25 protein-coding genes are annotated in these 26,661 nt (G+C 43.5%); 14 read left to right on the plus strand and 11 right to left on the minus strand.

The features are described 5' to 3' along the window. Nucleotides 1–81 precede the first annotated feature (81 nt). Nucleotides 82–408, minus strand: coding sequence for a TraR/DksA family transcriptional regulator (locus tag H9W84_RS05445; protein ID WP_239742210.1), 327 nt, complete (start codon nt 406–408; stop codon nt 82–84). 296 nt (nt 409–704) lie between these two features. Between H9W84_RS05445 and H9W84_RS05450 the strand changes: the two genes are divergently transcribed. The 4 genes from H9W84_RS05450 (at nt 705) to ruvA (ending at nt 4,454) form a co-directional block, all read left to right on the plus strand. Beyond that, nucleotides 705–1,895: a phosphoglycerate kinase gene (locus H9W84_RS05450; protein ID WP_239742212.1), complete on the plus strand. Its 1,191-nt coding sequence runs from the start codon at nt 705–707 to the stop codon at nt 1,893–1,895. A gap of 175 nt (nt 1,896–2,070) precedes the next feature. Further along, nucleotides 2,071–2,475 carry a hypothetical protein gene (locus H9W84_RS05455; protein WP_007116727.1) on the plus strand — a complete coding sequence of 135 codons (405 nt, stop codon included), beginning with the start codon at nt 2,071–2,073 and terminating at the stop codon, nt 2,473–2,475. A 212-nt stretch (nt 2,476–2,687) separates the two neighbouring features. After that, nucleotides 2,688–3,725, plus strand: a complete 1,038-nt coding sequence (gene fba / locus H9W84_RS05460) for a class II fructose-bisphosphate aldolase (protein WP_239742214.1) — start codon at nt 2,688–2,690, stop codon at nt 3,723–3,725. A 108-nt stretch (nt 3,726–3,833) separates the two neighbouring features. Next, a complete protein-coding gene (gene ruvA, locus H9W84_RS05465) occupies nt 3,834–4,454 on the plus strand; it encodes a Holliday junction branch migration protein RuvA (RefSeq protein WP_007116725.1) in 621 nt (206 codons plus the stop codon). A 51-nt stretch (nt 4,455–4,505) separates the two neighbouring features. Here the strand turns inward: ruvA and accC are convergent, their stop codons facing one another. The 6 genes from accC to H9W84_RS05495 all read right to left on the minus strand — a co-directional run bounded on the left by accC (nt 4,506) and on the right by H9W84_RS05495 (nt 12,244). Then, nucleotides 4,506–5,873: an acetyl-CoA carboxylase biotin carboxylase subunit gene (gene accC, locus H9W84_RS05470; protein ID WP_239742217.1), complete on the minus strand. Its 1,368-nt coding sequence runs from the start codon at nt 5,871–5,873 to the stop codon at nt 4,506–4,508. Nucleotides 5,874–5,929: 56 nt separating this feature from the next. Continuing rightward, a complete protein-coding gene (locus H9W84_RS05475) occupies nt 5,930–6,349 on the minus strand; it encodes an acetyl-CoA carboxylase biotin carboxyl carrier protein (protein ID WP_060995000.1) in 420 nt (139 codons plus the stop codon). A gap of 168 nt (nt 6,350–6,517) precedes the next feature. Next, nucleotides 6,518–7,006, minus strand: coding sequence for a type II 3-dehydroquinate dehydratase (gene aroQ, locus H9W84_RS05480; RefSeq protein ID WP_160001891.1), 489 nt, complete (start codon nt 7,004–7,006; stop codon nt 6,518–6,520). A 10-nt stretch (nt 7,007–7,016) separates the two neighbouring features. After that, on the minus strand, nt 7,017–8,198 hold the full coding sequence (locus H9W84_RS12110) for a tRNA nucleotidyltransferase/poly(A) polymerase-related protein (RefSeq protein ID WP_275579719.1): 1,182 nt from the start codon (nt 8,196–8,198) through the stop codon (nt 7,017–7,019). 83 nt (nt 8,199–8,281) lie between these two features. Continuing rightward, nucleotides 8,282–10,588 carry an NADP-dependent malic enzyme gene (locus H9W84_RS05490; RefSeq protein WP_188875781.1) on the minus strand — a complete coding sequence of 769 codons (2,307 nt, stop codon included), beginning with the start codon at nt 10,586–10,588 and terminating at the stop codon, nt 8,282–8,284. A 141-nt stretch (nt 10,589–10,729) separates the two neighbouring features. Then, nucleotides 10,730–12,244 carry a protein adenylyltransferase SelO gene (locus tag H9W84_RS05495; protein ID WP_239742218.1) on the minus strand — a complete coding sequence of 505 codons (1,515 nt, stop codon included), beginning with the start codon at nt 12,242–12,244 and terminating at the stop codon, nt 10,730–10,732. A gap of 358 nt (nt 12,245–12,602) precedes the next feature. Here H9W84_RS05495 and H9W84_RS05500 point away from each other — a divergent pair, with 358 nt between their 5' ends. Both H9W84_RS05500 and lipB read left to right on the plus strand, forming a co-directional pair. Further along, nucleotides 12,603–13,934: a calcium-binding protein gene (locus tag H9W84_RS05500; protein ID WP_239742220.1), complete on the plus strand. Its 1,332-nt coding sequence runs from the start codon at nt 12,603–12,605 to the stop codon at nt 13,932–13,934. Between the two features lie 44 nt (nt 13,935–13,978). Next, a complete protein-coding gene (lipB, locus tag H9W84_RS05505) occupies nt 13,979–14,659 on the plus strand; it encodes a lipoyl(octanoyl) transferase LipB (protein WP_239742221.1) in 681 nt (226 codons plus the stop codon). Nucleotides 14,660–14,705: 46 nt separating this feature from the next. On the opposite strand, the gene H9W84_RS05510 is transcribed toward lipB, so the two are convergent. After that, a complete protein-coding gene (locus H9W84_RS05510; protein WP_239742223.1) occupies nt 14,706–15,659 on the minus strand; it encodes a LysR family transcriptional regulator in 954 nt (317 codons plus the stop codon). 241 nt (nt 15,660–15,900) lie between these two features. On the opposite strand from H9W84_RS05510, the gene H9W84_RS05515 reads away from it, so the two are divergent. From H9W84_RS05515 to H9W84_RS05525, 3 genes are all read left to right on the plus strand, one after another. Further along, entirely contained in the window at nt 15,901–17,037 is a 1,137-nt protein-coding gene (locus tag H9W84_RS05515) for a DUF805 domain-containing protein (RefSeq protein WP_239742225.1), read from the plus strand. A 214-nt stretch (nt 17,038–17,251) separates the two neighbouring features. Then, on the plus strand, nt 17,252–17,665 hold the full coding sequence (locus H9W84_RS05520; RefSeq protein ID WP_219299500.1) for a hypothetical protein: 414 nt from the start codon (nt 17,252–17,254) through the stop codon (nt 17,663–17,665). Between the two features lie 173 nt (nt 17,666–17,838). Further along, nucleotides 17,839–18,573 carry a hypothetical protein gene (locus H9W84_RS05525; RefSeq protein WP_239742227.1) on the plus strand — a complete coding sequence of 245 codons (735 nt, stop codon included), beginning with the start codon at nt 17,839–17,841 and terminating at the stop codon, nt 18,571–18,573. 153 nt (nt 18,574–18,726) lie between these two features. Here the strand turns inward: H9W84_RS05525 and H9W84_RS05530 are convergent, their stop codons facing one another. From H9W84_RS05530 to H9W84_RS05540, 3 genes are all read right to left on the minus strand, one after another. Beyond that, entirely contained in the window at nt 18,727–19,917 is a 1,191-nt protein-coding gene (locus H9W84_RS05530) for a S1 family peptidase (RefSeq protein WP_239742229.1), read from the minus strand. 86 nt (nt 19,918–20,003) lie between these two features. Next, nucleotides 20,004–20,606 (minus strand): TerD family protein, encoded by a 603-nt coding sequence (locus tag H9W84_RS05535; protein WP_050324412.1) that lies wholly within the window; start codon nt 20,604–20,606, stop codon nt 20,004–20,006. A 67-nt stretch (nt 20,607–20,673) separates the two neighbouring features. Further along, a complete protein-coding gene (locus H9W84_RS05540; protein ID WP_007116710.1) occupies nt 20,674–21,252 on the minus strand; it encodes a TerD family protein in 579 nt (192 codons plus the stop codon). A 542-nt stretch (nt 21,253–21,794) separates the two neighbouring features. Here H9W84_RS05540 and tolQ point away from each other — a divergent pair. The 5 genes from tolQ to H9W84_RS05565 all read left to right on the plus strand — a co-directional run bounded on the left by tolQ (nt 21,795) and on the right by H9W84_RS05565 (nt 26,647). Next, the gene (gene tolQ, locus H9W84_RS05545) at nt 21,795–22,523 is read left to right on the plus strand and encodes a protein TolQ (protein WP_239742230.1); all 729 of its coding nucleotides are present in this window, start codon (nt 21,795–21,797) and stop codon (nt 22,521–22,523) included. Between the two features lie 63 nt (nt 22,524–22,586). Next, nucleotides 22,587–23,054, plus strand: coding sequence for a protein TolR (gene tolR / locus H9W84_RS05550; RefSeq protein WP_239742231.1), 468 nt, complete (start codon nt 22,587–22,589; stop codon nt 23,052–23,054). 116 nt (nt 23,055–23,170) lie between these two features. Beyond that, a complete protein-coding gene (gene tolA, locus H9W84_RS05555) occupies nt 23,171–24,136 on the plus strand; it encodes a cell envelope integrity protein TolA (RefSeq protein WP_239742233.1) in 966 nt (321 codons plus the stop codon). 125 nt (nt 24,137–24,261) lie between these two features. Further along, complete coding sequence (locus H9W84_RS05560; protein ID WP_239742235.1) at nt 24,262–25,572, plus strand: TolB periplasmic receptor; 1,311 nt, start codon at nt 24,262–24,264, stop codon at nt 25,570–25,572. Between the two features lie 73 nt (nt 25,573–25,645). Continuing rightward, nucleotides 25,646–26,647, plus strand: coding sequence for a hypothetical protein (locus H9W84_RS05565; protein ID WP_239742238.1), 1,002 nt, complete (start codon nt 25,646–25,648; stop codon nt 26,645–26,647). Nucleotides 26,648–26,661: the final 14 nt, after the last annotated feature.

The following is a 26,661-nucleotide window of genomic DNA, read 5'->3' on the forward strand; positions in this document are numbered from 1 at the left end:
GATAAAAAAGCAAGGATAACTGTCCTTGCTTTTTTATGGGTGCAAAACTACCAAAACCAGCTATTTGGTGTGTTTTATAAGCTATTTAGCGTGTTTCATACAAGTGGTGGCAAAGGGTACTGCTTCTAGGCGCGCGGGCTCGATTTCTTCACCACTCACAGTGCAAATACCGTAAGTCCCATTTTCGATACGAAGTAAGGCATTATTCACCAATTCAAGGTTTTGCTTGGCTTCGACTAGCAAGTTTTTACGTACATCGTTTTGCTCATTAATCACCGCTTGGTCATCCCAATCTTGGGTCATATCCGTATCAGGATTTTGCATATCATGTTGGATTTTATGCACGCGAGTTTGGTATTCTTGTTTTAGGTCAAGTAATCGTTGTTTTGCTTTGTCAAGGTCAATCATACGGCCTCCAATTTAATAATAAAATATTGAACGCAGTGCTGCATTCATGTTTTTGTTCTTATAAGCTTATCATCAAGACCCTTCTTAATAAAGTGGTAATATAGTAGTAATACCGTGTTATCACCGCGCGTGGCGTTAATTGATAGCATCAATGTTAGTTGATAGCATCAATAATGTTAAAAATACTCAAAATATGCTAATCTACGCGTATTTTTTATTCAATTTTTGTTGTCATGTGACGACGTTTTATCAACCCCTACGGGTCACCATCCTGTTGTTAACTTAGAGGTTAATCCATGCAATTTGCTCGTTTAAACGATATTGATGTTTCTGGCAAAACAGTTTTGATTCGCGAAGATTTAAATGTACCGTTAAAAGATGGCAAAATTGCCAATGATGCCCGCTTAAAAGCAAGCTTGCCCACTATTCAGTTGGCTTTAGATAAAGGCGCAGCGGTTATCGTGTGTTCACATCTAGGTCGCCCAGACCCATCAAACCCTGAAGCCAAATATTCGCTGCAGCCAGTCGCAGATTATTTGGGCGATGCTCTGGGCAAGCCTGTCAAATTAGTGATCGATTATGCCCAAAATAATGTGACAGTAGCCCCGGGAGAAGTTGTGTTATTGGAAAATGTACGTTTTAATCCGGGTGAAAAGAAAAACGATGCCGCTTTATCTGAACGCTATGCCGCTTTATGTGATGTATTTGTGATGGATGCTTTTGGTACTGCTCACCGTGCCGAAGCGTCAACAGAAGGCGTTATCGCCAAAGCAAAGATTGCTTGTGCAGGTCCGTTGTTAGCGGCAGAACTTGATGCATTAGCCAAAGCTTTAGATAACCCAGCCAAGCCAATGCTTGCGATTGTTGGTGGCTCGAAAGTTTCTACCAAATTAGATGTGCTTAAATCATTGGCAAAAATCTGTGACCAAATCATTGTAGGCGGTGGTATTGCCAATACATTCTTGGCGGCCAAAGGTGCCAATGTCGGTGCATCGCTATATGAAGCGGACATGGTGGAAACGGCCAAAAGCATTATGCAAGAAACCCATGTTTTACTACCTGACGAAGTGGTCGTCGCCAAAAAATCACAGATTGATTTTGATGATTTTTTGGGCTCGCTAGAATCTGCCGATGCCGTAACCAAATCGGTCGATATCATTGCAGATGATGAAATGATTCTAGATATTAGTGCAAGCAGTGCGGCGAAACTTGCCGATGCGATTAAAAATGCCAAAACTATCTTATGGAATGGACCTGTCGGCGTATTTGAAGTCGATAAATTTGGTGAAGGTACCAAAATCGTCAGTGAAGCAGTCGCAGCAAGTGAAGGCTTTAGCATTGCAGGCGGTGGTGATACGCTCGCTGCGATTGATAAATACAAGGTCGCCGATAAAGTAAGCTACACATCAACCGGGGGCGGGGCGTTCTTAGAATTTGTGGAAGGTAAAACGCTACCTGCCGTGCACGCACTGAGCCAACGTGCCTAAACGCTAATAATCATTGTCATTAATTCAGCGATTTAAATTTATCATGGCTGAATTAATGTAATGTTAAGTTAATATTTGTATGGTAAACATTGTAATTAATTGCACCAAAAATATATTGTCGATAAGATATTATGCAAGTATGTATACCCATATGTTTGGCGTTTAAGGAATGAATATGTTAAAACGTAATTTAGTATTGGCAACTTTATTAGCCACTTTATCAATTACTGCGTGTAGTAAAAAAACGGAAGAAGCCGCAGCTAACGGTCAGCCTGAAGCTGCAGCGAGCGCAGCGGGTCAAGACATTAAAGACGCGACTGCAAGTGCCGCCAGTGCAACAGCAAATGCAGGTGACGCAGTTGCCAGTGCTGCTACCACGGGTGCCGCGGTTGCCCAAGGCGCAGCAATCAACGCGACTGAAGCTGTTGCCAATGGTGCCGCCCAAGCTACCGAAAACGTAGCTTCTGCTGTAGCGACTGGTGCAGCCAATGTAGCACAAGGTGCAGAAGCGGTTAAAAACGATGCAGCAAATAGCAACACTGATATCCAAACCACGGTACCAGAAAAACAAAAATATTAATTTTTAGCATTCAGCCTAAAAAAGCCCCAAAATTATTTTGGGGCTTTTTGATTGGGTTAGGCATGTTGTCATGATATCTATCATCGCAAAGTTATTTTTTTTGAATTCAAATTGTAGTGCACTTCTGTTATACTCAAGCCTTGTCCAACACGGCAAAACCCAGTTTTTCTAAAATTTTCAATTGATTATTAACTTTACTAAGAGAAAGTAATATGGCTTTGATTTCTTTGCGTCAGCTTTTAGACCATGCAGCAGAAAACAACTATGGTGTTCCTGCATTTAACGTCAATAACTTAGAGCAAATGCGTGCCATTATGATGGCAGCCGATGAAACCAACTCACCTGTGATTGTGCAAGCATCGGCAGGCGCACGCAAATACGCAGGTGCTCCATTTTTACGCCATCTTATTTTGTCTGCCATTGAAGAGTGGCCACATATTCCAGTGGTTATGCACCAAGACCATGGTACCAGTCCAGAGGTTTGCCAGCGTTCAATCCAATTGGGTTTTTCATCAGTGATGATGGATGGCTCGTTAAAGAGTGATGGTAAAACCCCTGCAGATTATGATTATAATGTGGCAGTGACGCGTGAAGTGGTAAAACTCTCTCACGCTTGTGGCGTATCAGTAGAAGGTGAGATTGGCGTTTTGGGTAGCCTTGAAACGGGTATGGCTGGTGAAGAAGATGGCGTAGGGGCGGAAGGGAAACTTGACCACTCACAGCTATTAACCAGCGCCGATGAAGCTGAGCAATTTGTCAAAGATACCCATGTTGATGCACTAGCGATTGCAGTCGGTACTAGCCACGGGGCGTATAAATTTACCCGACCACCTACCGATGATATCTTATCGATTGCACGTATCAAAGAGATTCATGCCCGTATTCCTAATACTCACCTTGTGATGCACGGCTCTTCAAGTGTGCCACAAGAATGGCTCAAAGTGATTAATGAAAATGGCGGCAATATCGGTGAGACTTATGGTGTGCCAGTTGAGCAAATCGTAGAAGCCATCAAACATGGCGTACGTAAAGTTAATATCGACACCGATTTACGTTTGGCATCAACGGGTGCGATTCGCAAATTCCTCGCTGAAAATCCAGCAGAATTTGACCCACGCAAATATTTTGCCAAGACTATCGATGCGATGAAAGCGGTTTGTATCGATCGCTATACTGCATTTGGTACAGCGGGTAATGCGGATAAAATTCGCCCAATTAGTCTAGAAAAAATGGTTAGTTTCTATAACTAAACACTAGAACTAAAGTTTTAGCAAATGACTAAAAAGCATGACATTCAAGTGGGTTGACTGAGGTTGCCCACTTTTTTATTGGATTAAATTATTTGTAGTGAGTCATCAATGATAGGATTAATTCAAGGGCAAGTGCATCATCTCATGGCACCTACGGTAGTGGTGATGACCACAGCGGGCGTTGGGTATGAAATTGAGATGCCGCTCAATGCATTTTGCCAAGTACAATTAAATCAGTCCGTCACCTTATGGACGCATTTTTTGGTACGAGAGGATGCTCAGTTGCTATTTGGGTTTTTAAGCCATAGCGATCGGGAAGTGTTTAGACTGTTGCTTAAAGTCAATGGGGTTGGGGCAAAGATGGCCTTGGCAATGATGTCAACCGTAACGGTGCAGGAGTTGCACCAGTTTGTGATGAACAATGATGAGCTGGCATTGACGCGTATCCCAGGAGTTGGCAAAAAAACCGCACAGCGATTGATTGTTGAATTAAAAGACAAAATCAAGCATTTAGGTGATACGTCAGGTTTTGCACCTTCATTGCCATTAGAGACCGATAGTGGTAATGAAGGCATTATCATTGCTGAAGTCGAAGCGGGGTTGATTGCACTAGGTTACCGCGATAAAGAAGCGCAAGCTGCGATAAAACTGGCAAAATCTGCCATTGATTCACCGTTAACCATCCAAAATCTGCTTAAAGCGTCTCTTAAAAATTTGGCGATGAATTAAAATTGCATAAAAAAAAGAGGCGCAAATGACCCTCTTTTTTAACCATTAACCTTATTCTGTTTCGGTTTTTGACGCATCTGGCTGAGATAATAAGTTTTTTTCTAGATAATGAATGTTTTGCGCTTGTTTACAAAATGCCTTGTCTTGCAAAATCACATCGCGATGCAATGGTACATTGGTTTTGATGCCGGTGATAATCAGCTCATCAAGGGCATGGCGAAGCTTGGCAATCGCTTGTTCACGGGTTTGACCATGACAGATTAATTTGCCAATCAATGAGTCATAAAAGGTAGGAATAGCATAGTTGGGATAAAGGTGCGAGTCAAAACGTACACCGCTACCATTTGGCATAAAGAAGTGGGTGACCGTGCCGGGTGAGGGCATGAAAGTCACAGGGTCTTCGGCATTGATACGGCACTCGATGGCATGACCGCGAATTTCGATTTCGTTTTGACGATACGATAAGCCATAGCCAGATGCGATTTTAAGCTGCTCAACCACCACATCAATACCGGTAATCATCTCGGTGACAGGATGTTCAACCTGTACACGGGTATTCATCTCAATAAAGAAAAATTGCTCATCTTCATATAAAAATTCAAATGTCCCTGCACCGCGATAGTTAATTTGCTCACAAGCGCGGACGCAAGCTTGCAAAATGGGCTCTTTGATATCATCAGGAATCTCTGGGGCAGGGGCTTCTTCAAGCACTTTTTGGTGACGACGTTGTAGCGAGCAATCGCGATCAAATAAATGAATGGCATTGCCTTCGCCATCACCTAAAACTTGCACTTCGACATGGCGTGGGTTTTTTAAAAAGCGCTCCATATAGACGCTATCATCCCCAAACCACAATTCGGCTTCTTGTTTTGCGGCTTGCACTTGAGACAATAACTGCTCAAGGCGTTCAACCACGCGCATACCACGACCACCACCACCAGCTGCCGCTTTGATCAATAGAGGAAAGCCAATGGCTCTAGCTTGTTCTTCAGCGTTAGCCAGAGTGACGCTACCCACTGAGCCAGGGACGGTAGGCACACCGGCTTTTTTCATGGCATTGATAGCGGATATTTTGTTACCCATTAAGCGAATGTGCTCAGGCGCAGGACCTACGAAGGTCAGCCCTGCCTCTTCCACGCGTTCGGCAAATTCAGCATTTTCAGATAAAAACCCATAACCTGGATGAATGGCATCAGCGCCAGAGATTTCTGCGGCTGTTAAGATAGTATCGATATTGAGATAGCTTTGACTGGCATTGGGCTTGCCAATACAGATGGATTCGTCAACGAATCGAAGGTGCATCAAGTTGTCATCTGCAGTTGAGTAGACACCCACCGTTTGGATGCCAAGCTGCTTACAAGCGCGAACAATGCGAAGTGCAATTTCACCACGATTGGCGATCAGTAATTTTTTTATCATTGCTATCCCTAATTTTTATCGATAATCAAACTTCAAATATACAAAAAAGTTAAAAATTAAGACTCGTAACGGACAATCGGTTGACCAAATTGCACCACATCGCCGTTTTGTACCAAGATTTCTGCAATGATACCGCTTTGGGTTGCTTCAAGCGGGTTCATGATTTTCATGGCTTCAATAATGCCTAAACTATCGCCTGCTTGTACTTGTTGACCGACCTTGATAAATGGCGCGTCATTAGGACTCGGTGCAACATAATACACCCCAACCATCGGTGATGTTTCTACCATGCCAGATTTTACAGGGGCAGCATTAGCGGTTGTCGTGGTGGCTGTAGTTGCTGTGACGGGTTGAACATTCGCTTGGGGTAAATGGCGGGAAATAGAGACCTTTTTATCGCCATCTTGTACGGTTAATTCTGCTAACGTTCGCTCTTCCATTAAGTCAATAAGTTGTTTGATTTTACTTATATCCATATCCTAACTACCTTAAAATTATACGCTTCATAGACAACTAATTCATAGATTGCCGTATTGTAACAAGATTTTTCTAAAATAAATAGATATAGCAGGGTATATTTGTGTACGTTTGTACACTTAAAATTTGCTGCGATGTTGCTATTGATTTTAGGCTAAATTATGTTGCTACTGATATTTTTGAACTAGATAATTAAACGCTGCGGTATAACCAAAAGCGCCCATACCACAGATGACGGCTTCAGCTTTGTCGCTAAAATAAGAATGCTGTCGAAATGGCTCACGCGTGTGAATATTGGAAAGATGAACTTCTATAAAAGGTTTATTCACGGCGAGTAGCGCATCGCGAATTGCCACCGATGTGTGAGTAAAGGCAGCGGGATTGATGATAATCGCGTCAATCTGCTCGTCAGGATTTGTGGTCAACAAACCGTGATGATGGATTTTATCAATGAGAGCAGATTCTTGATTTGTTTGAAAACAGGTGAGTTTGACTTGATGATTGCTGGCTAGTTGTCTTATATCATCTTCAATATGTTGTAGGGTTTGAAATCCATAGATTTCTGGTTCTCGCTTGCCAAGCAAATTGAGATTGGGACCATTTAATACTAACACATGGGTTAGTTGGGTCTTAGCTATTGCTGTCGTTGTCGTCATGATGCTTCCTTTATCGTGGCTGATTTAAAATTTCCTCAAGTTTTTGCAACCTCAACTTGTCAATGGCTTCACCGATCTGTTTGCCGCTCAGCTCGCTTGCCACATCTTTGGCAGAAATTTGAGTTAATTGTGTTTTGATGGTGGTTAATAGCGCGGTTTGTTTGACCTGTTGATAAAGATGAACGGCTTTTAAGGCTTGCTCTAAAAGTGAGGTGTCTTTAAGGCTATTAGTTAATCTTAACAATTCAAATAATGGGTCTGCGGTTAAGTGATCGAAATTTTTTAATTTATCAAAATGCTCAAGAATAAATAACCCCAAGCGCTCAGTGTTTTTTGGTACCTTTAAACCTTGGCAAAATTCTAAATACTCGGTGGCTCGGCTGTTATGTTGCTGATCAGACTTAAAGCAGGTGGCTATAATGGCGAATTTCATGACGTTGTCCGCTTGTTGCTCTCCCGCCATTCGCAGCGCAGATAGCATCAATTGCCATTGGCTAGGATTATCAATCGATGCTTGATACAATTTTGGCATAATGATATCAAGGACATTGAGCTGATAAAGCGTATCAAAATAAATATCCGGCCAAGCTTGCGTTAACGCTTTTGACGTCTCTGACCATACCCGTTCAGCGACAAGATGATTGAGCTCACCTGCGGCTTTCATTTGACTGGTAAGTTTCGTGGTTGACTCATCGACCGTAAATCCGAGCGGGGCATAACGACTGGCAAAACGGGCAAGGCGCAATACACGTACCGGATCTTCTGCAAAAGCGGCGGACACATGGCGTAATTTTTTTTGGTTAATATCTGCTAAGCCACCATACGGGTCGATGATATCGCGCACATCAAATTTGCCCCGTTTAAAACTACTGTCAAACAATCCATTGACTTGTATGGCCATGGCATTGATGGTGAGATCGCGCCTAGCTAAATCATCTTCTAAGGTGACAGCGGTGTCAGCGTGTACGTTAAAACCAAGATAGCCGTTACCGCTTTTGCGTTCCGTGCGAGCCAGTGCATATTCGTCATGGGTCTTTGGGTGTAAAAAAACCGGAAAATCGGCACCTACTTGCGAAAAACCCAGTTCCAGCATCTGCTCAGGCGTTGCGCCGACCACCACATAATCGTGCTCAGTGACCTCGCGCGCTAATACATAATCGCGTACCGCACCACCGACCAAATAAACTTGCATGACTCCCCCGATGTTTTAACTAAATTAAACCCATAAAAAAACCAGTTTAGAGCACTAAACTGGTTTTATCAATCAACACAAAATTATTTTGCCAATTCCTGCGCTTGCGTTACCGCTACAGCTGTCATATTGACGATACGACGTGCTGTGGCAGAAGATGTCAAGATATGCACAGGTCTTTGTGCTCCCAATAACAATGGCCCGACAGTGACACTATTGGTCGCGGTTTTTAGCAAGTTAAATGCGATGTTAGCCGCATCTAAGTCTGGCATGATGAGTAGGTTGGCTGAACCCGTCAACTTGCTAAATGGGAATGAGGTATGGCGGATACGGTCATCAAGCGCGGTATCACCATGCATTTCGCCGTCAAACTCAAAATCAACATTCATATCGGTCAATAAATCATAGACTTGACGCATTTTTTTGGCGCTTTCAAAGTCAGATGAACCAAAGTTTGAATGTGATAACAATGCCACACGCGGTTCAAGACCAAAGCGGCGGACTTCTTGCGCTGCTAAAACTGTCATTTCCGCTAGTTGTTCAGCAGTTGGGTCTTCATGCACGTAAGTGTCAGCGATGAACAAGTTACGACCTTGAATCAATAAGGCATTTAACGCATAAAAATCTTTAGCATCTGCTTGTTTTTTGATGACGTTTTGCACGTAGTTTAAGTGCAAGTGATATGAACCAAACGTACCACAAATCATACCGTCAGCATCGCCACGTTCAACCATTAGCGCGCCAATCAAAGAAGTTTTACGGCGAACATCACGACGTGCCAACTCAACCGTCACACCATTGCGTTTGTTCATCTCATAATAAAACTGCCAGTAGTCTTTGTAACGTGGGTCGCTTTCGATGTTGACTAGTTCATAATTTTCACCTGCCACCATACGTAAGCCCAACCGCTGGATTTGGTTGGCAATAATGGTGGGACGACCGACCAAGATAGGTTTTGCCAGGCCCTCATCCACCACCACTTGCACTGCCCGTAATACGTTTTCATCCTCACCTTCACAGTAAACGATACGTTTTGGTTCTTGTTTGGCACGGGTGAAAATAGGTTTCATCAAGAACGCAGAGTTATAAACAAACTCTGAGAGTTTATCGCGATAAGCACGCATGTTTTCGATGGGTAGCGTGGCAACGCCAGAATCCATCGCAGCTTTGGCAACCGCTGGTGCAATCTCCAAAATCAAATTTGGCTCTAACGGCCCCGGGATTAAGTATTCACGACCAAAACGTTGGGTTTCATCCACCGTTTTTTGACCTTTTTGTGGGGTGGCTTCCACATGTGCCATGGCAGCAATGGCTCGCACGCAGGCAATTTTCATTTCTTCGTTGACGGTCGTGGCACCTACATCAAGCGCTCCACGGAAGATATACGGGAAACACAGTGCGTTGTTTACTTGGTTTGGATAGTCAGAGCGACCTGTGGCGATAATCGCATCGGGACGCACCGCTTTGGCGTCTTCGGGTAAGATTTCTGGGTTTGGATTGGCTAGGGCAAAGATAATGGGATCTTGCGCCATGCGTTTTACCATATCTTGGGTCAGCATGCCAGCGGCAGATAGACCTAAGAACATGTCTGCGCCTTCAATCACATCCGATAAGGTTTTGGCTTCGGTATCGCGGGCATAACGCTGTTTTGATTCATCTAGGTTTGCGCGGTTGCTAGTGATAATACCTTTTGAGTCAGCGACAAAGATGTGTTCTTTTTTTGCGCCCAACGCACAAATCAAATCCAAGCAAGAAATCGCTGCAGCACCTGCACCAGAGACCACAATTTTGATGTCTTCGATTTTTTTACCGGTAATTTCTAGCGCGTTTAATAACGCCGCAGACGCAATAATCGCGGTACCATGTTGGTCATCATGGAACACAGGGATATTCATGCGTTTACGCAGTTCTTTTTCGATATAAAAACACTCAGGGGCTTTGATATCTTCAAGATTGATACCGCCGAAGGTGGGCTCTAAAGAGGCAATCGCTTCGATGAATTTATCTGGATCGTTTTGTGCCACTTCAATGTCAAATACATCAATGCCGGCAAATTTTTTGAACAGTACCCCTTTACCTTCCATCACGGGTTTTGACGCCAAAGGACCAATATTCCCCAATCCTAGAACAGCGGTACCATTGGTCACCACCCCGACTAAGTTGCTACGAGCGGTATAAAGCGCGGCTTTTTTTGGGTCTTTTTCAATTTCTAGACAAGGTACGGCAACGCCAGGCGAATAGGCAAGTGCCAAATCCCGTTGGTTGGCAAGTGCCTTGATGGGGGTAACAGAAATTTTACCTGGGCGTGGATTGGCATGATAATGCAAGGCGGCTTGTTCAAATAATTCTTTGTCTGATAAGCCATTGTTGGTCGGCGATAATTTATCCATAATATCCTTCGTTGCGACAGTCGTTTTCGAATCGTAGTGTTCGCTATTCTAGCACTATTGACAGATTGATGACTAGTTGAGTACCGGCAAAAAATAAAACTAGTTAGGTAAAAAATCGCGCTAACGACCTTGCCTCTCACCTCAAGATGAGCAGCTGACGCATATTTCAGGCGCATCTGCCAACGGTGGCTCGGTGTCACTTGGCTTGGCTAATGCACTAACTTGGTAAGGATTAGCCAGTAGCTGATACAGTCTATCCACCTCGCTCATGTCATTTTGTTCAGCCAATTCAATGGCTTGCTGTGCCATGCTGTTTCTTAGGACATACACGGGATTGTGGCTCATTACCAACTGCAAAGAATCCTGCTGTAATTTGGTATGGTAGGTAGCAATCCAATCCGCTAAGGTGGCATTGGGTTGACCGTTACCGCTGCTAATTGAAATTTTCAACTGATTAAGTAAATTAAATTCATGTAATAGGTTTAATTTATCATTAGGTTTGGCGTCAGCAACGATTGCTACTAGCGCTCGCAAGCTGTTGGTAAAGTCGAGTTTGTTTTGCTGCATGATCTCCAAGTACTGCAAAGCAAAGTCACAGTTTTCTTCACTGATGGCTAAGCCAAATTTTTGGCAGAGACCTTGCTGATAATACTGATAAAAAATCTCACCAAAACTGTCTAAAATGTCGGTCAAATGCTCGCGCGACAAGGTTTCTGGCGGATGATTGGCGGTCAGTTTTTCGCCATTAAGGCGTAAAAATAAGGTAATCAGACGTGACAAATTCCAAAGTCCAATGGAAGGCTGGTTTTGATAAACATAACGCCCGTTGTAATCAGAATGGTTATTGATCCAAATCGGATTAAAGCGCTCCATAAAGCCATAAGGACCAAAATCGATGGTCGCACCTGTGATAGATAAATTGTCGGTATTCATCACCCCATGGGCAAAGCCAATCAGTTGCCAATCCGCCAGGGTTTTGGCAGTTTTATCAACGACCTGTCTCAAAAAATCTTGAATGGGCGTGTCACTGTCAAAACACGGGTTAAAATAGGTTTTGATGACATAACGGGTAAAATACAGCAATAAATCAGGCGCATAATTTGCCACCCATTCAAAATGCCCGAAGCGAATGTGACAATCTGCGGTACGTAGTAGCGCCGCGCCGCGTTCGCGTGTCTCACGGTTGACAGGGGTATCTGAAACCACAAAGCCCAGTGCGTTGCTAGACCGAATGCCCAAGCAATTAAGCGCATGACCCGCCAAATACTCTCGCACTACGCTTCGAATCACCGCACGACCATCCCCCATGCGTGAGTAGGGGGTTAATCCTGCCCCTTTAAGATGCAAATCGGTCAATTGTCCGTCTTTATCGATTATCTGAGCGAGTAATAGACCACGACCATCGCCTAATTGCCCTGCCCATTGCCCAAATTGGTGTCCAGCATACGCCATGGCTAACGGTTCAAAGCCGTCGGGAACGATGTCACCGCCCAAGATTTTGACCCAATGCTGCCTTAAAAACTCATCGTCTGCCCAACCAATTTGGCGGGCGACTTGCGGATTAAAATGCCCTGCTTGCGGGTTATTGAGCGGTTTGGGGGGTTGTTTATGGTAGAGCCTTGGATCGAGCGTGGCATACGAGTTTTCGATTTTCATAATTTTTCCATGTTTATAGGCATGACTAATCTGGCGGTTAAATGCACCCTGTTTAGGGCGTTTTAAGTTATTAATTGCGCTATAATAGCGCGTTAATAGCCGGCTGAAAATTTGATTAAGCTTGCTGACGTTTTTTAAAATTTATATTGCTTACTATACCTTTATCCGACGATAGCGTCTGTGCAATAACTGTGCATGAGTCAATGCCGCTGTAAAATTCACTTTTTGCTGTGATAACTTTCTGCTGTCATCAAGTATTACTTGTTAGAAAATCCGCTTAAAAAAAGCAGTTAAAAAAACAGGTAAAGAAAGCCACTTAAAAAAACTACCTAAAAAGCCACTTATTTAAAGGAAGGTCATGCCTGCGTTAGATCTGAACAATCCCAACAATGTCTATTTGGTTAAATCGGGGTTTAATGTCCAAGATATCGAAAAATCGCCTACCTTGGTCAATTTACTTAATCGCTTCCAAGGTAACTTACTCATTGATGAGCAAGATACCACCCTCGGTGTCGGCGCAAAAGCCTACGGCAATACCATTCATATTGCTAAAAGTTACAAAAATTTTTTGAACATCGCCCATGAGCTAGGGCACGCAACCGGTCAATACCAACAAGTCAATAGTGATAAAAACAATTTGTATCAATTTGATACGCCACAAGCCTATGGAATGGCACGCGCCAAAGCGGAGGGTGAGGCAACTTATTATGAGTTTTTGGTGGCAAAAGAATTGGGGTATCAACGGTTTGTTAAACCCTTGTGGCTCGATAACGCGGCAAAACCGCAAGATAAAGATGTGTTTACTGAAGTCGATGAAATCATGCGCCAAGCAATCAGTGAAAACGACAAAATAACTCAATTGGCAGTGCTCAATCAGAGCATGTTGCCCAGTGGGCAGTTTCATGCGCCACTTTATACCTATGATGAATACAATACCTTGGTGTTCTTGAATAACCGTTTTGCCATTTCGCGTATATCGCAAGATTATCAGCAAGCATTTGGCAAGCCACTGGATTGGAACAGTTATGAAGCTAAATCCCTTGCCAATAAAGCTAACCAGCATTTTGGCACCTTAGCTAATGACATCATTATCAATCACCATATTGACGGTTCTGTGCTTGGGAAGCAGGGCGTAGGGGATTTATTATGGGGTAGTCAGGGGGATGATGTGCTAGTAGGTAATAGCGGTCAAGATCGGCTGCTGGGCGGTGCTGATGATGATGTACTCATCGGCAATGCCGGTGATGATGTGCTAGTGGGTGGCACGGGCAATGATTTATATTATTTCACCAAAGGATTTGGTCATGATACCATCATCAATGCGGGCGGTGGCAAAGATACGCTTTATCTTGCGGATAGAGCCTATGACGAGCTGAGCTTGGTCACTCAAGAAAAGCAGGACTTAACGCTGGATTTTGCAACTAGTTCGCCCAATAACAACGAGAACAACCATACGCCGACTGACGATCAACTTACCATCAAAGATTTTTATTTGGGCGGCGATAATGCCAGTTTAGCCATCGGTTTTGCAAAAAGCGGTATCGCCAACCCTGCGACGCTGATGCCAGTCAGTCAATTAGCAAATTTTGGCTCAGTCGCAGAGCGTGATATGACTGATTATCAGCCAGTGCTAGAAAAATCTCTTTTACAACTGGGCAAAGTCAATCTTACTGCTACAAACGACAAATAAGCGGTTTGTCACATAAACGCAAAAAGCTACTGCAAGGAAATGCGATGTTACCATTAGAAATTAAATATTTGCAAAACGCTCAATATGAACCCACCCATGCGGCGATGCTGGCACGTGTGTTATCGCGTATCGAGCAAAAAAAATCTGCCAGCAGCGAGCAGGCGCAGCTTAGCGCTGATGAGTTATGGATTGTGGATCACGAAAATGTGTTTACACTGGGTCAAGCGGGCAAACCTGAACATATTTTGCAAAGAGATAATACCCCCATCATCCACACCGATCGTGGCGGTCAAGTCACTTGGCATGGTCATGGGCAGTTGGTGGCGTATTTTTTATTTGATTTAAATGCGTTGGGGTGGGGCGTGCGCGATTTGGTCAGCAAAGCTGAAAACATCATCATTGATGTCATCACGCCTTATTTGCCGCCAGATTTTTATGCTAAAGCGCGTGCGGATGCGCCAGGAGTGTATGTGTATAATCAAGACGATTTAGAACTTGGTAAAATTGCGTCATTGGGATTTAAGATAAAACACGGCTTTAGTTATCATGGCATCGCCATCAATGTACAAAATGATTTGACCCCGTTTCAAATGATCAACCCTTGTGGCTATGCCGGCATGACTATGTTGCGTCTAGCAGATTTTGCGGATGTGGATTATCAAGCATTTACCCAACAATTCATCAGCCGTGTCAACCAAGAACGTCAATTTAGCCTAAGCAAATAAAATTTTACTAGAGGCTTAAATATAAGCGCCTTTAATACAACTGTCTTTAATTCAACGATTGGTTAGAGTAGGTAATGCCCTTAGCTTCATACACTTGGTAAGTCGCCTGCAGTAAATCATCAATATACGGATTGGATTGGTGTGCCAACACATTCATAAAAATTGGGGTCGTCGCATCTTCGTGGCGTAGACGATGATAATGAATTTGCTCGGTACGGACGGTTTTTAAACTATCAGGCACTAAGGTGATACCTTCACCTGCCGCCACCAAGCCCAAAGCAATTTGGATATCGCGCACTTTGGTGATCAAATGAGGTGACAACTGATGGCGGGCAAACAAATACATGAGTTGGTCAGTTTCGCCATTAAATAGCGGATTTTGCAGGATTGGCAAGGGCGTGCGATGATACAAAATAAGCGTATCTTCTAGCAACTCTTTAAATGCGATGCCGATATCATCCGGGCGTGATGCCAAGGGGTGCGCCATTGGCAGTGCCACCACAAAGCGTTCATGCCGTAAAAATATCTGTTGCACAAAGTTGTCACTGTGCCGAAATCTTCCAAATCCCACATCGATGTCCCCCGACTTTAGCGCTGACATTTGCTGCTCCGAATTGATTTCGACCAGCTTGATATCCAAATTGGGATGTCGCTGTTTGACTGTAGAAATAATTTCAGGCAACAAACCGTACAGCACTGAGGCGACAAATCCAATCGTGAGATGATTGGTTCGATGCGGCTGGGCAAAGCGCTGAGTCAACTCACGGGCTTGCTCAAGTTGTAACAATATTGGCTCAATCTGTGCCAAAAAAAAATGTCCCGCCGCTGTTAAAGTCATTGGGCGGTGATAGCGATCCAGCAGCTCGACACCCAGCTCGCTTTCAAGTTGCTGCACATGGCGGCTTAGCGATGGCTGTGATATAGCCAAGGTTTTGGCAGCTTGGCTAAAACTACCTGCTTTTGCCACTACCACAAAATAAGTGAGTTGTGAAATATCCATATCAATACTCAATGATAATTACAGCGTTGTGTTATCGGGGTTAAAAGCTATTTATTGATTTATTAAGTTTGCTATCACGCCAAAAAATTCAATGAATGTTACAAAAAATGTCAAATTTATGTGCCCATTTCAAGATATTCTAACCAATATATTATAAAATTTGGGCAATACTACGTTAAAAATATGACGCTAAAAACCTTACGCTAAAAAAAGTTTAAACCTCTAGATTAAGTTGCTCATTATGGCCATCCGTCTACCCAAGCCAAAAAAAGCCCAGTCTTTACCCCCGATTGAACCCAGTTTCGATAATGTGCATCAAGTTAATGAAATGCAAGCTGATGAAATAATTGAAACTGAAGCTGGTACGTCTTTTGTCACGTTAACCGAGCTGCATGAAGGCTTTAATGATCGTCGGTTTTTTGATTGGCACGGTCGGGTTAGCCGTGTTCAGTTTTTAGCGTATTCCACCTTCAATGCGTTGATAGCATTAATGCTGGTCGCTTTGCTATTTGTGATGATTGGTGGCTTTCAAGGCATGGTAAATGCCAGTAGTGAGCAGTTGCCGATGAGTTTGCTTGGTGCAAGTAGTGTTGGTGTGGCGGTTTTGTTTTATCTACAGCTTGCCGTTAGCAAACGCCGCTTCAATGATCTTAACAAAACAGGGTGGCTTGCGCTATTGATGCTAGTCCCTGGGGTAAATGTCTTAGTTTACCTTTACTTGCTAGCAGTCAAAGGCAGTGAAGGCGCCAATTATTATGGCTTACCTGCTAGACCTGCTAGCCAATTAAAAACGGTACTGATGCTATTGATTCCGCTGTTAGTCATGTCACTCATCGGTTTGTTAACCCAAGTTGTCGTGCCCAGTTATCAGAGTTATCACAGTTATCAAGTGATGAAAAATAGTAGCGACGCTCAAAACAATGTCATTGTGACGGCAACAAACCCTAGCCAATCGGCACAGGCATTGCCTGCAACTGCTTCAGCGGTTGCCGCCTCGACCACTCAACCAGAGAATTTAAGAACAGAAGCGGTGGTAATTACCGGTGAGCAATTAGGGAACGGCGTGGCTTCCACCCCACAACCCACCGCGCCAGCGAATGTCAATCCCGCTATGACCACCAATCAAGTGTCAACAGATACACTTGCCAATACGCCAAGTAGGACTAATCAGATGCCTGAGGCGCCAACTGACGCCGCTAATTCTAATAGCTCAAATCCCGATACCTCAAATCCCAATTCCCCAAATCAAGGTTCAAATGAGCGCGCGCAGACGGGCAGCAGTAATTCCACAACAAATGCCCCTAATAGTCAAGGGGTGGTTTCTTATGAAGATTTTGTCAAAGCCTCTGAACAACAAATATTCATCGATAGAAGATAAGTTGTTTAAAGTAAAGGTTAAATAAATGGTTTAATCATGACCAAAATATAAATTAACTGTCAATGAGTTTAATTATTAGTGGTTTACAAACGGTTTCAAATCTGCACATTTGCTAATACAAGTTAGCTGAGTATAACAAAACCACAATCAAACCTATGATTAAATAACGCCGCGATATCCCTATAATGTTACTTATCAAGAAGGGGTATTTAACATGAAGATTAACAAAACATATGACAATATAAGGAGTGGCTTAGCATCTCAAAGTTTGGCGTCTCAGTTAGTTTTTGCTGACGTGGCTGAGCATGATTATCGCCAAGCGACCGTCAAATCGGTATTACCGCATTCGCTTAGTTCTCAAACTTATTTAGCAGATTACTCATCTAATTTTTTTACCATAAAAGATGAGGACAATCAATTAACCAAAGACTTGCGGTTTAAAGATAGCGTTAGAAAGTCTGCAAAGCTACCACAAAAATCAGCTAAAGATGATTTGGTGGATGATTGGGCAACCGATAATAAAATCGATGATGAGTCTTGGCGCTATCATCGTAAATGGCTTAGTACCGTCTTTATAATTTGGTTCTTTTTAGCGGTCGCCTTATTGCTAAACGCTGCTTATTATTAACTGTAACTTTTAACTACCACAGTTTTTTTGAGTAATCATTACATTTCACCATGTAATGATTTTTTTTGGCTCAAATAAATGAAAAAAGTTTTATAATGAAGTTATTATGATGAAAAAAATCATTTAGATAAACAAACCATTTTAGATAGACAAATCATTTAAAAGGAAATCGCTTGCTAGTCACTCAAACGGATGTTAATACACAAACTATAGCCAAGAGTACAAACAATAACACAATCATAGATTTGCTTGCGCTTATCACTGATACCATGCCGCAGTGGAAAGTGCATCGGTGTCAAGTGACGGACGGGGTTATCTCACAGCACCGGCCTATGAAGTTTATTTACCATTATGAGTATTTATCCGACCTACTCAAACTGCAACATCCGCTAAATGGTCAATTGCTAGCAAGCTTTGATCGATTGCTGACGCGAGAGCAATTTGCGCAAATGCTTGGCATTCATCTCCACCAAGTTGTCAATCCTTGGCAAATAAAGTTTGCTGGCAAATTGGTGGTGTTTTATCAACACCCTGACATTGCATTACGCTTGCATTGGGTGAATACCATCAAAACATTTGAGCCCATCTATCTACAATCAAAATTATCTCAAGCAGAATCGTTGCCCTATGCGATTGATAATGCTTTTACCAATTGGCAGATTACCGGGGTGGAAATTATTCAAAAAAATCCACAGGTTGAGCTTGTGTATGACAGCGATGACACCAATGGCAATGGCGTCCAATCCATTTTGCCTTCCACCCAATTTGTGCCTGTGCCTAAGCCGTTAGCCAATTGGATGATGGCATATTTTCAGTCGCATCCCGTCATTGCCAATGAATGGTTGGCGCTAATTAAATCAGAAGCGCAATCTTATGCCCAAACACAGCATTTTATTGCCGACCCGTAAATAGCCACCAAAAATCTAGACGCATTTAGCCATCTGCTGCAGCTTTAGCGCTTGACTAAGTGATTTTTTAATCTTTATGCGTCTAGAGTGTTAACTTTTTTGATTGTATATCTTCTCTGCTGACTTCGATAAGTTCAGTTTAATAAAAAGCTGTCACGCCCCACAGCCAACTAACCACAAAGCAGATTTACTCTGTTTGGTAATCTGAGGCGTGGATAGGGGTGTTTGGCTAATATTGTGAGTAAGCTCGCTCACATTAAGACCGCCGCTTGTCAAAAGCGCAGATAATAATTGATATTTGACGGCATAGTTCATATTTTGGGCGTTGGTAATGGTATGGGTAACCATACCAACGACTTCGCCTGTGGGAAGCAGGAGCGGACTGCCACTTGAGCCAGGCTGAATTGGAGCAGTAAACTGCAGAAAACGAATATCATTGCCAATGCCTTGTAGCCCTGCGATATTGCCTTGGGTGACTTGTAATTGACTACCAAGACCTGTTAGCGGAAAACCAAGCGTGGTAATCTGCTCACCCAGCAAATCATAGCCACGTTCTCGCACGGGCAGATAACTTGGTAAAGGCTGATTAACTTTAAGTAACGCTGTATCACTACCTTCATCTGCTAGCACCACTTGGCATTCCATGTCGGGATAACCTTGTTGACGCAGTGCGAGTTGCGTTGCCCCGTCCACCACATGCTCACAAGTGAGTAAATGATAGGGATCAATTGCAAAAGCCGTCCCAGTCCAAGTGTCACCTGGCTGAGGGCGAGGACGTCTGTTGTCTGGTATGGCGTGCAAAACGTTGCCTGTTGTCATGTTGTTAGGGTAACGGGCGTCAAGGCTGATTTGTAAACGGTCGGCAAAATTGGCTAGACTTTGACTAGATGTTTCCGCGAGTGCTCGGCATTTATATTGCCCATTACGCTGATAGATCTCCAGTACAATACTGGCTTTGATATGGCGCTTTGGGGTATGAAACGTATAATCAATGTCATTGCCCACTTTAATGCTTATATCATTGACTTCCACCACAGGGGCAATCACACTGGAGTCTTGGTAAGCATACACGATCAGTTGCAGATGCTGGGTTTGATTTTGTGAAAACACATGGGCTAAGTCTAATGTCCAAACATGGCTTTTCTCACTCTCGACGGTCACCGCTGCCCAATCTTTGCTTTCATGCAGATAAGCAGGGCTGGTAGTTGCTCGGCGACTTGCATCCATCGCTATCCAAACGCAGCCCATCTCAATCCCAAAACGACTAGCATTTTGGCTAGTTACTGTCACTTTGCAAGGCGTGTGGGGGATAGGCGTATTTGCCCCAGGTACCAAAGTTGGCATCGTGTTTCCTTATTATTTTTTTTATTATCCGAATAAAAAAATACCCCATTGACAGCAAATAGGGCATTTTTATCTACAATTAGACGTTAGGCATGTGGTGTAATGGCAGGCATCAAATCATGAAAGGTACGACCACTGGCAATTTCGCCAATGGCATGCATTTTCCATTCACCATTGTGTCGATAAATCTTTGCTAAAATCAGCGCGGTATGACTGCCTTGGGCTGATAAGTTATAGCGAGCCACTTCGCTATTATTGCCGGCATTAACGATACGACAAAACGCATTGGCAACTTTCTCAAACGTTTGACCCGTAAAGCTATTGACGGTAAATACCAGTGACTGTACATGAGCAGGGACACGAGATAAATCGACATTGATGACTTCATCATCGCCATCCCCTGCGCCTGTGCGGTTATCGCCTGTATGAACGATACTACCGTCCTTTGACTGCAGTTGACCAAACCAAATTGCATCGATGGGCTGTTTGCTCGCGTCAAACATGATGCAAGATGCATCCAAATCGATACTATCATTATTACCGCCGCCACCGAATAGACTGCCCAAAAAGCCACCGGATTTTGGGGTGGATGCAACATCCCACCCTAGACCCATTTTGATCCGAGTCAGTGCCGTGCCTGCTTCTTTATCAAGTGAGATCTTTTGCCCTTTTTGTAGACTAACCGCCATCTTCATATCCTTTATTTAATGAGTTTTTATCATTATTTTAATGGTAAATTGCTGCTTTAAATCCGATTTAGCCGATATTTACGCCATATTGTTGGCACATAGCTGCTAAGCCACCTGCATAGCCTTGACCCACCGCACGAAATTTCCATTCGCCATTGTGTTTATAGACTTCACCAAATACCATCGCAGTTTCGATGGAATAGTCTTCTGCTAAGTCAAACCGTACTACCTCTGCCCCTGTTTCTTCATTGACCACACGAATGAAGGCATTGGATACTTGACCAAAGTTTTGATTACGAGCTTGGGCATCGTGGATGGTCACAGTGACTGCAATTTTTTCAATATCGGCTGGTACTTGTGACAGGTTAACTTTGATCACTTCGTCATCACCGTCACCTGCCCCTGAGCGGTTGTCCCCGGTGTGTTCAACTGCACCGTTGTCAGATTTTAGTTGGTTATAAAAAATAAAGTCATGGTCACCGCGTACTTTGCCTGTATTATTAAGCAAAAATACGCTGGCATCTAAGTCAAATTCTGCCCCTGATGTGGCACGCTCATCCCAACCTAGACCAATTAATAACCGTGTTAGGGTAGGATCTGTTTTTGACAGGGATAAGTTACCGCCTTTATTAAGTGAAATAGCCATTTGTATCTCCTATATTATAATATTGAATTAGCTAAAATTTTTCTGAGGGTGTTTTCCTCCCTTAAATTAAACAATTATCTGTATAAAGTCAAAGCTCTATTCTTTAGCTTAACGCTTTATACAAAAAATATTTTAAAATGTTTGATGTATGCTTAAAAAAACGGAAGAAAAATATTTGCTAAACTTGCATCCTAAACCAGAGTTTACCATGAGTAAGAAAAGAGTAGAACACAGCGACACCTATAAGGCTGAAGCCCGCGCCAAAATCAACTGATGGCAGCCTTGTCACCTGCGGGGATTTCTAATACTTTGACCGTCAAGCTGCTTGATAAAATCTACCAAAAGTTTTTATACGATTAGCAGATGTTATTGGTTACAATATGCTTATGTTAATTCTAGTGCTCGACCTTATAATTGCACTAGTTTTTGGTTTTAATCGGGTATTGCTGGCAGGCTGTTGACAAGCTGGCATCAAAATATTTAGTGATTTATATTTAGTAATTTATATTTAGTGATTTGGATGGTTGGGGAAGCATAACTTTATGGAAGGCTCGATTGATCTCGTTAGTTTGGTAACGCATGCCAGTATTTTCGTCAAAATTATCATGGGCATTTTATTATTTGCTTCTTTGTTGTGTTGGGTCACTATTTTTCGTTTAAGCAGTCGTTTGGCAATTGCCACGCGCGCCGATAATTATTTTGAGAAAACTTTTTGGTCCGGGGTTGAATTGCCAACCCTATACAAAGGCGTTCAAGGTAATCCTGATAGAAGTGGACTTGAGCAAATCTTTTTTATTGGCTTTAGTGAGTTTTTAAAACTGCTAAAAAACACCCAAGCCCGTAGTGAAATCATTGAAGGCGTCGAGCGCAAACTTCGCGTTGGCTTGGGGCGTCAACAACTCGAGCTAGAGCAAGGATTGCCGTTACTAGCCAGTATTGCTTCGGTCTCGCCTTATGTCGGTCTGCTTGGCACGGTCTGGGGGATTATGACGGCTTTTATGGGCTTATCGACTTCTGCGCAAGCCACACTGGCTGCGGTTGCCCCTGGTATTGCCGAAGCCTTGATTGCCACGGCGCTCGGGTTGTTTGCTGCGATTCCAGCGGCACTGGCTTTCAACCATTTTACCGCAAAAAACGATAAAGTTTATCAAAGTCGTAGCCTGTTCTGTGATGAGATGACAGGCATGTTGTTGCGACAAACTGTGGATACGGCTACCAACTTACCGACAGGGCTGAATTCACCTGCCATGATGCCACCGCTCGCTCGCTAGATAAATGCTAAACGCTAAATGCTAAATAAATGTTAGATAAATTTTATTGAACAACTTGACACTATGAAAGCAAACCCTTACAGCCGTAACCGTCCTCAAAAACTCAATGCAGGTATGAATGTGGTGCCTTATATTGATGTTATGTTGGTGCTGCTGGTCATATTTATGGTGACCGCGCCCATGCTAACAACGGGGGTGGATATTGATTTGCCAAAAGCGCAAACCAAATCACTACAGCAAGGCACGCAGTTACCGGTGATTGTGTCACTAAAATCCGATGGGCAGCTATATTTAAGTACCCAAGACAAAACTGATGAGCCAATGAGCGAAGAGGCGTTAATCGCGACTTTGAATAATTTACAATCTCAGCCTCAATACCAGTTCGATGGTAAGCCCAATGTCAATGTGATGATTAATGCCGATCAAAATAACCAATATGGTGATATTATCCAATTGATGGCAAACTTGCAGCAAGCGGGCATCCAAAAGGTTGGCTTGTTAACCGCATCGCCAAAAGCAGCCAGCAATTAGCCTTTTAATCAAATGGCTTTTTAATGAAGCAGCTTTTTAATCAAGTAGCCTTCTAATACGATGACCTTTTAATTTTTGATTGAATATTTTTGGTAGAATAAGGAAATACTGAGACGATGTATGCTGAAGTGACCTCAGTCTATGTACCCGTCAAAACACCCGATTACCCGGTATGGGCGATTGTGCTCAGTGCCATTGCTCATGCATTGGTGGTTGGGTTATTGTTTTTCTTTTATCATAACACCCCGCCAGCGCCCATGGAAACCTCGTTGATTACCCCTGAGCAGTTGTCGGTAATGGAAGAGCAAATCAAAGCCAACCAACAAAATGAGCTTGCGCAAAACCAAGCCACGGCTGGCGAGATGGCTGGTGCGCCCACACCGTCCTTAAATTCCCAAACCCTATCAACTGTGCCAATGAACACGCCCCATTCGACATCAACCAATCAAATTGAAACGGTTAAAAATACGTTAGCCGCCAAGCAGGCGCAATGGGAAAAAGAGCAGGCGCTGTTTGCTGAAAAGCTAGACCGGGAAGTAGCAGCTGAAAGACAAAGCGTGATTGATGAATTAAACCAGCGCAATGAAACCCAGCAGCGAAATCTGCAAGATTATAAAATTGCCGAAAGCAATATTGATGAGGTAAAAAACGAAATACGCGCGAACAATGCCGCCTACAATAAAAATCTCAATGCAAGTAGCGAGCGGCAAAGTGAAAATAATATAAAGTCACTGGATTTGGGTAAAGATGGTCAATCTACAGGTGCAGCGCAATCACAATCATTTGGCGGTCAAGGTTCTAGCAGACGTGGTGGTGCCTCGGGTGGGAGCTCGGCAGGCTATGTCAGCCAAGTCATGGCGATGATTGATGCAAACTGGAATGTACCAACCAATAGTAATGGCAATTCATTAACGGCGTCATTTAGCATTGCTGCGGATGGTACAATTAGTAATATCACTATTCGCGGCAGCAGTGATGCCGCTTTTAAAGCAAGCTTACAACAAGCAATCAACCAATCAAGTCCACTGCCGCCCCCGCCCAATGGGGCAAGAAGCATGACGGGCAATTTTAGAGCTAAATAGTAAAGTCAAATAGTAAAGCTAAATAGTGTTGTAGCGCCTAGCCTTGCCCAATCTTTTTTGGCGAGCAAAACAATGCTATTATTTGAAAACCAATTTTTAATAATTATAAATATTGCAGGCTAATTATGAACCATACTTTTTTTAAAGCGGCAGTCATTGCTTTGGTTACTACTGCGATGCCAACTCTAGCAAACGCTGCCGACAATGTTGACTTTACCCTAGTCAAGCAGGCACCACGCTCTAACTTGCAAGTCGCCATCGTACCATTTGCTGGCGCAGAGAGTATCTCAGGGATTGTTACCAATGATTTGACCAATTTGGGGCAATTTACCTTAGACAGCAATTTGCCAGAGCGGCCTCATAGCAGTCGTGAAGTCACTTTGCCTGTCTGGCAGCATAACGCCGTCCCTTATTTGGTGGTTGGCAATACGCGCAGCAATCGGGGCAATGTTGAAATCAATTTTGAAGTGATTAATGTGGCGACAGGTGAGGTGATGCAGGGTCTGCAAACCGTTACCAGCAAAAATAACTCACAAAGTTTGCGTATGGCAGGGCATAAGGTTGCTGACCGTATCTATGAGATATTGACAGGCATCAAAGGCGACTTTTCTGGGCGTATTGCGTATGTGGTGGAAACAGGCAAGCCCAAAAACCGTGTGTCACGTTTGGTCATTTCTGACGTGGATGGGTTTAACCCAAAAGTGATTTATGAGTTTAACGGTACCATTAAAACCCTAAACACCTCTGCTGACAATCAAACCTTCACTTTCCAAGTTCAGCCCGACACGCTAGGCTATCCGCAGGTCATGTCTGCCAATATTGTCAGCGGGGCAGTCAGCAATTTGACGAATTTTAAAGCCATGAATTATGGCGCATCCGTGAGTAAAGATGGTCGTGTGATATTTAGTAGCAGTTTTGAAAACGGCATACCGCAGATTTATTTGGCGCAAGGTGGCAATTCTCGTCGCTTGACCAATGACCCCGTGGGGGCTATTTATCCTAGTTGGGCGCCTGATGGGCAGTCATTTGTCTATACTTCAGACAGAGCCGGTGGTAAAAAAGGCGGTAATAAAGGTCAAATCTATCTATACAATCTGGCAACCGGTAGTGAGCAGCGTTTGACGGGCGGCGGACTGAGCAGCATGGGGCGTATCAGCAATGATGGTAAAAAAATGTCCTATTTGTCGGGTGCCAATCAAGGCGTGGTGATGGATCTGGGTTCGCGCTCGGTAACCGCTGTCAATAACGTTGGCTTAAGTGAAGCCCCAGGTGTCTCACCCAATGGACAACACTATATTTACTCCAATAAAAATGTCATTACCATTGTCTCCAATGGCAAATCCATCAGCATTAGCCCGTCCCAAAATGGCGTGCCCAATGGCTTGATTTATGGACCACTTTGGCTCAATCCAGACGCCAATAATGTTTTGCCGTAACGAAACCTCAAATAACATGAAGCATGTTTATCTCTTACCCCGTTTATGGTGCGCCCCTGTTATGGCAATTGTCATGGCAATTAGCTTGGCGATGACAGGGTGTCAGACCATGCGCTCGCCATCAACAAACTTATCTAACACCACCTTGCAAAGTTCGACCTCACTGCCCAAAGTCATAGCGACTGCGCCAACCAATTTGCCGCATATGGATGCTAGACAGCTGTCAGGCAAGTTAATTTTTATTTATTTAACTGGATTTGGGGAAAATCGCCAAGGGCAGCTGATTGAAACCCAAATCGATGGCAGCGACCTAAAGACTTTGTATAAGGTCAATGGTACGATAATGAGCTTATCTGCCAGTCGCTTAGGCGATCGCCTGATTTTTACGGTTCAAGCAGGCAAAAGTTATCCTAAAGTCGTTATCCTTGATAGAGCGACTTTGCAAGTTACTGAGATTTCTGGGGTGTCTGCGGTTTCTGCCAAACGCACCCATAGTTTTAGCGGCGCAATCTCCCCCGATGGGCGCCAATTGTTACTAGCAAATAGCCAAATGGGCAATCCAGAGATTTTTTTGACCGATAGCAGCGGCAATGTAAAACAACAACTGACCCATCAACCAGCAATTGATTTAGCCCCTGTGTGGTTGCCCGATGGTCAATCCTTTATATTTACGTCAGATAAAGCCAAATTTTTACAACCGCAACTTTATCAGTACTATTTTGCAAAACAACAATTTTTGCCTTTAGACTTGCCTGGTAAAATCAATGCCATCGCTCGGGTTAGTCCTACGGGGCGTTTGATCACTTATGTCAGCGATAATAGCCAAGGCAGGCTCGCAGATATGGCAACTAAAAAAAATATCGCTATCAATGATGAAGGATTGGCTGAACCTGCCAACTTTTCGCCCGATGGCGACTATTTGTTGTATTCGGCAAAAAACCGCATAAAAATCATCCCAGTACCAACCTTTGAGCCGTTGACACTGCAACAGTCGCCTGCTAGCTGGACGATTCAGTTTGCCGATAGCAATCACCAACCATTTACCATTCGAGAACCGATTTGGGTAAACTATTAATAGTCTAATAGTCA

The sequence above is a fragment of the Moraxella tetraodonis genome (assembly GCF_022359095.1).
In the GTDB taxonomy this organism is placed as follows: domain Bacteria; phylum Pseudomonadota; class Gammaproteobacteria; order Pseudomonadales; family Moraxellaceae; genus Faucicola; species Faucicola tetraodonis.

What these genes read in the sequence shown, in the direction of transcription:
- H9W84_RS05445 (WP_239742210.1), bottom strand. Translation starts at nt 408, where the DNA reads ATGATTGACCTTGACAAAGCAAAACAACGATTACTTGACCTAAAACAA.
- H9W84_RS05450 (WP_239742212.1), top strand. Translation starts at nt 705, where the DNA reads ATGCAATTTGCTCGTTTAAACGATATTGATGTTTCTGGCAAAACAGTT.
- H9W84_RS05455 (WP_007116727.1), top strand. Translation starts at nt 2,071, where the DNA reads ATGTTAAAACGTAATTTAGTATTGGCAACTTTATTAGCCACTTTATCA.
- fba (WP_239742214.1), top strand. Translation starts at nt 2,688, where the DNA reads ATGGCTTTGATTTCTTTGCGTCAGCTTTTAGACCATGCAGCAGAAAAC.
- ruvA (WP_007116725.1), top strand. Translation starts at nt 3,834, where the DNA reads ATGATAGGATTAATTCAAGGGCAAGTGCATCATCTCATGGCACCTACG.
- accC (WP_239742217.1), bottom strand. Translation starts at nt 5,873, where the DNA reads ATGATAAAAAAATTACTGATCGCCAATCGTGGTGAAATTGCACTTCGC.
- H9W84_RS05475 (WP_060995000.1), bottom strand. Translation starts at nt 6,349, where the DNA reads ATGGATATAAGTAAAATCAAACAACTTATTGACTTAATGGAAGAGCGA.
- aroQ (WP_160001891.1), bottom strand. Translation starts at nt 7,006, where the DNA reads ATGACGACAACGACAGCAATAGCTAAGACCCAACTAACCCATGTGTTA.
- H9W84_RS12110 (WP_275579719.1), bottom strand. Translation starts at nt 8,198, where the DNA reads ATGCAAGTTTATTTGGTCGGTGGTGCGGTACGCGATTATGTATTAGCG.
- H9W84_RS05490 (WP_188875781.1), bottom strand. Translation starts at nt 10,588, where the DNA reads ATGGATAAATTATCGCCGACCAACAATGGCTTATCAGACAAAGAATTA.
- H9W84_RS05495 (WP_239742218.1), bottom strand. Translation starts at nt 12,244, where the DNA reads ATGAAAATCGAAAACTCGTATGCCACGCTCGATCCAAGGCTCTACCAT.
- H9W84_RS05500 (WP_239742220.1), top strand. Translation starts at nt 12,603, where the DNA reads ATGCCTGCGTTAGATCTGAACAATCCCAACAATGTCTATTTGGTTAAA.
- lipB (WP_239742221.1), top strand. Translation starts at nt 13,979, where the DNA reads ATGTTACCATTAGAAATTAAATATTTGCAAAACGCTCAATATGAACCC.
- H9W84_RS05510 (WP_239742223.1), bottom strand. Translation starts at nt 15,659, where the DNA reads ATGGATATTTCACAACTCACTTATTTTGTGGTAGTGGCAAAAGCAGGT.
- H9W84_RS05515 (WP_239742225.1), top strand. Translation starts at nt 15,901, where the DNA reads ATGGCCATCCGTCTACCCAAGCCAAAAAAAGCCCAGTCTTTACCCCCG.
- H9W84_RS05520 (WP_219299500.1), top strand. Translation starts at nt 17,252, where the DNA reads ATGAAGATTAACAAAACATATGACAATATAAGGAGTGGCTTAGCATCT.
- H9W84_RS05530 (WP_239742229.1), bottom strand. Translation starts at nt 19,917, where the DNA reads ATGCCAACTTTGGTACCTGGGGCAAATACGCCTATCCCCCACACGCCT.
- H9W84_RS05535 (WP_050324412.1), bottom strand. Translation starts at nt 20,606, where the DNA reads ATGGCGGTTAGTCTACAAAAAGGGCAAAAGATCTCACTTGATAAAGAA.
- H9W84_RS05540 (WP_007116710.1), bottom strand. Translation starts at nt 21,252, where the DNA reads ATGGCTATTTCACTTAATAAAGGCGGTAACTTATCCCTGTCAAAAACA.
- tolQ (WP_239742230.1), top strand. Translation starts at nt 21,795, where the DNA reads ATGGAAGGCTCGATTGATCTCGTTAGTTTGGTAACGCATGCCAGTATT.
- tolR (WP_239742231.1), top strand. Translation starts at nt 22,587, where the DNA reads ATGAAAGCAAACCCTTACAGCCGTAACCGTCCTCAAAAACTCAATGCA.
- tolA (WP_239742233.1), top strand. Translation starts at nt 23,171, where the DNA reads ATGTATGCTGAAGTGACCTCAGTCTATGTACCCGTCAAAACACCCGAT.
- H9W84_RS05560 (WP_239742235.1), top strand. Translation starts at nt 24,262, where the DNA reads ATGAACCATACTTTTTTTAAAGCGGCAGTCATTGCTTTGGTTACTACT.
- H9W84_RS05565 (WP_239742238.1), top strand. Translation starts at nt 25,646, where the DNA reads ATGGCAATTAGCTTGGCGATGACAGGGTGTCAGACCATGCGCTCGCCA.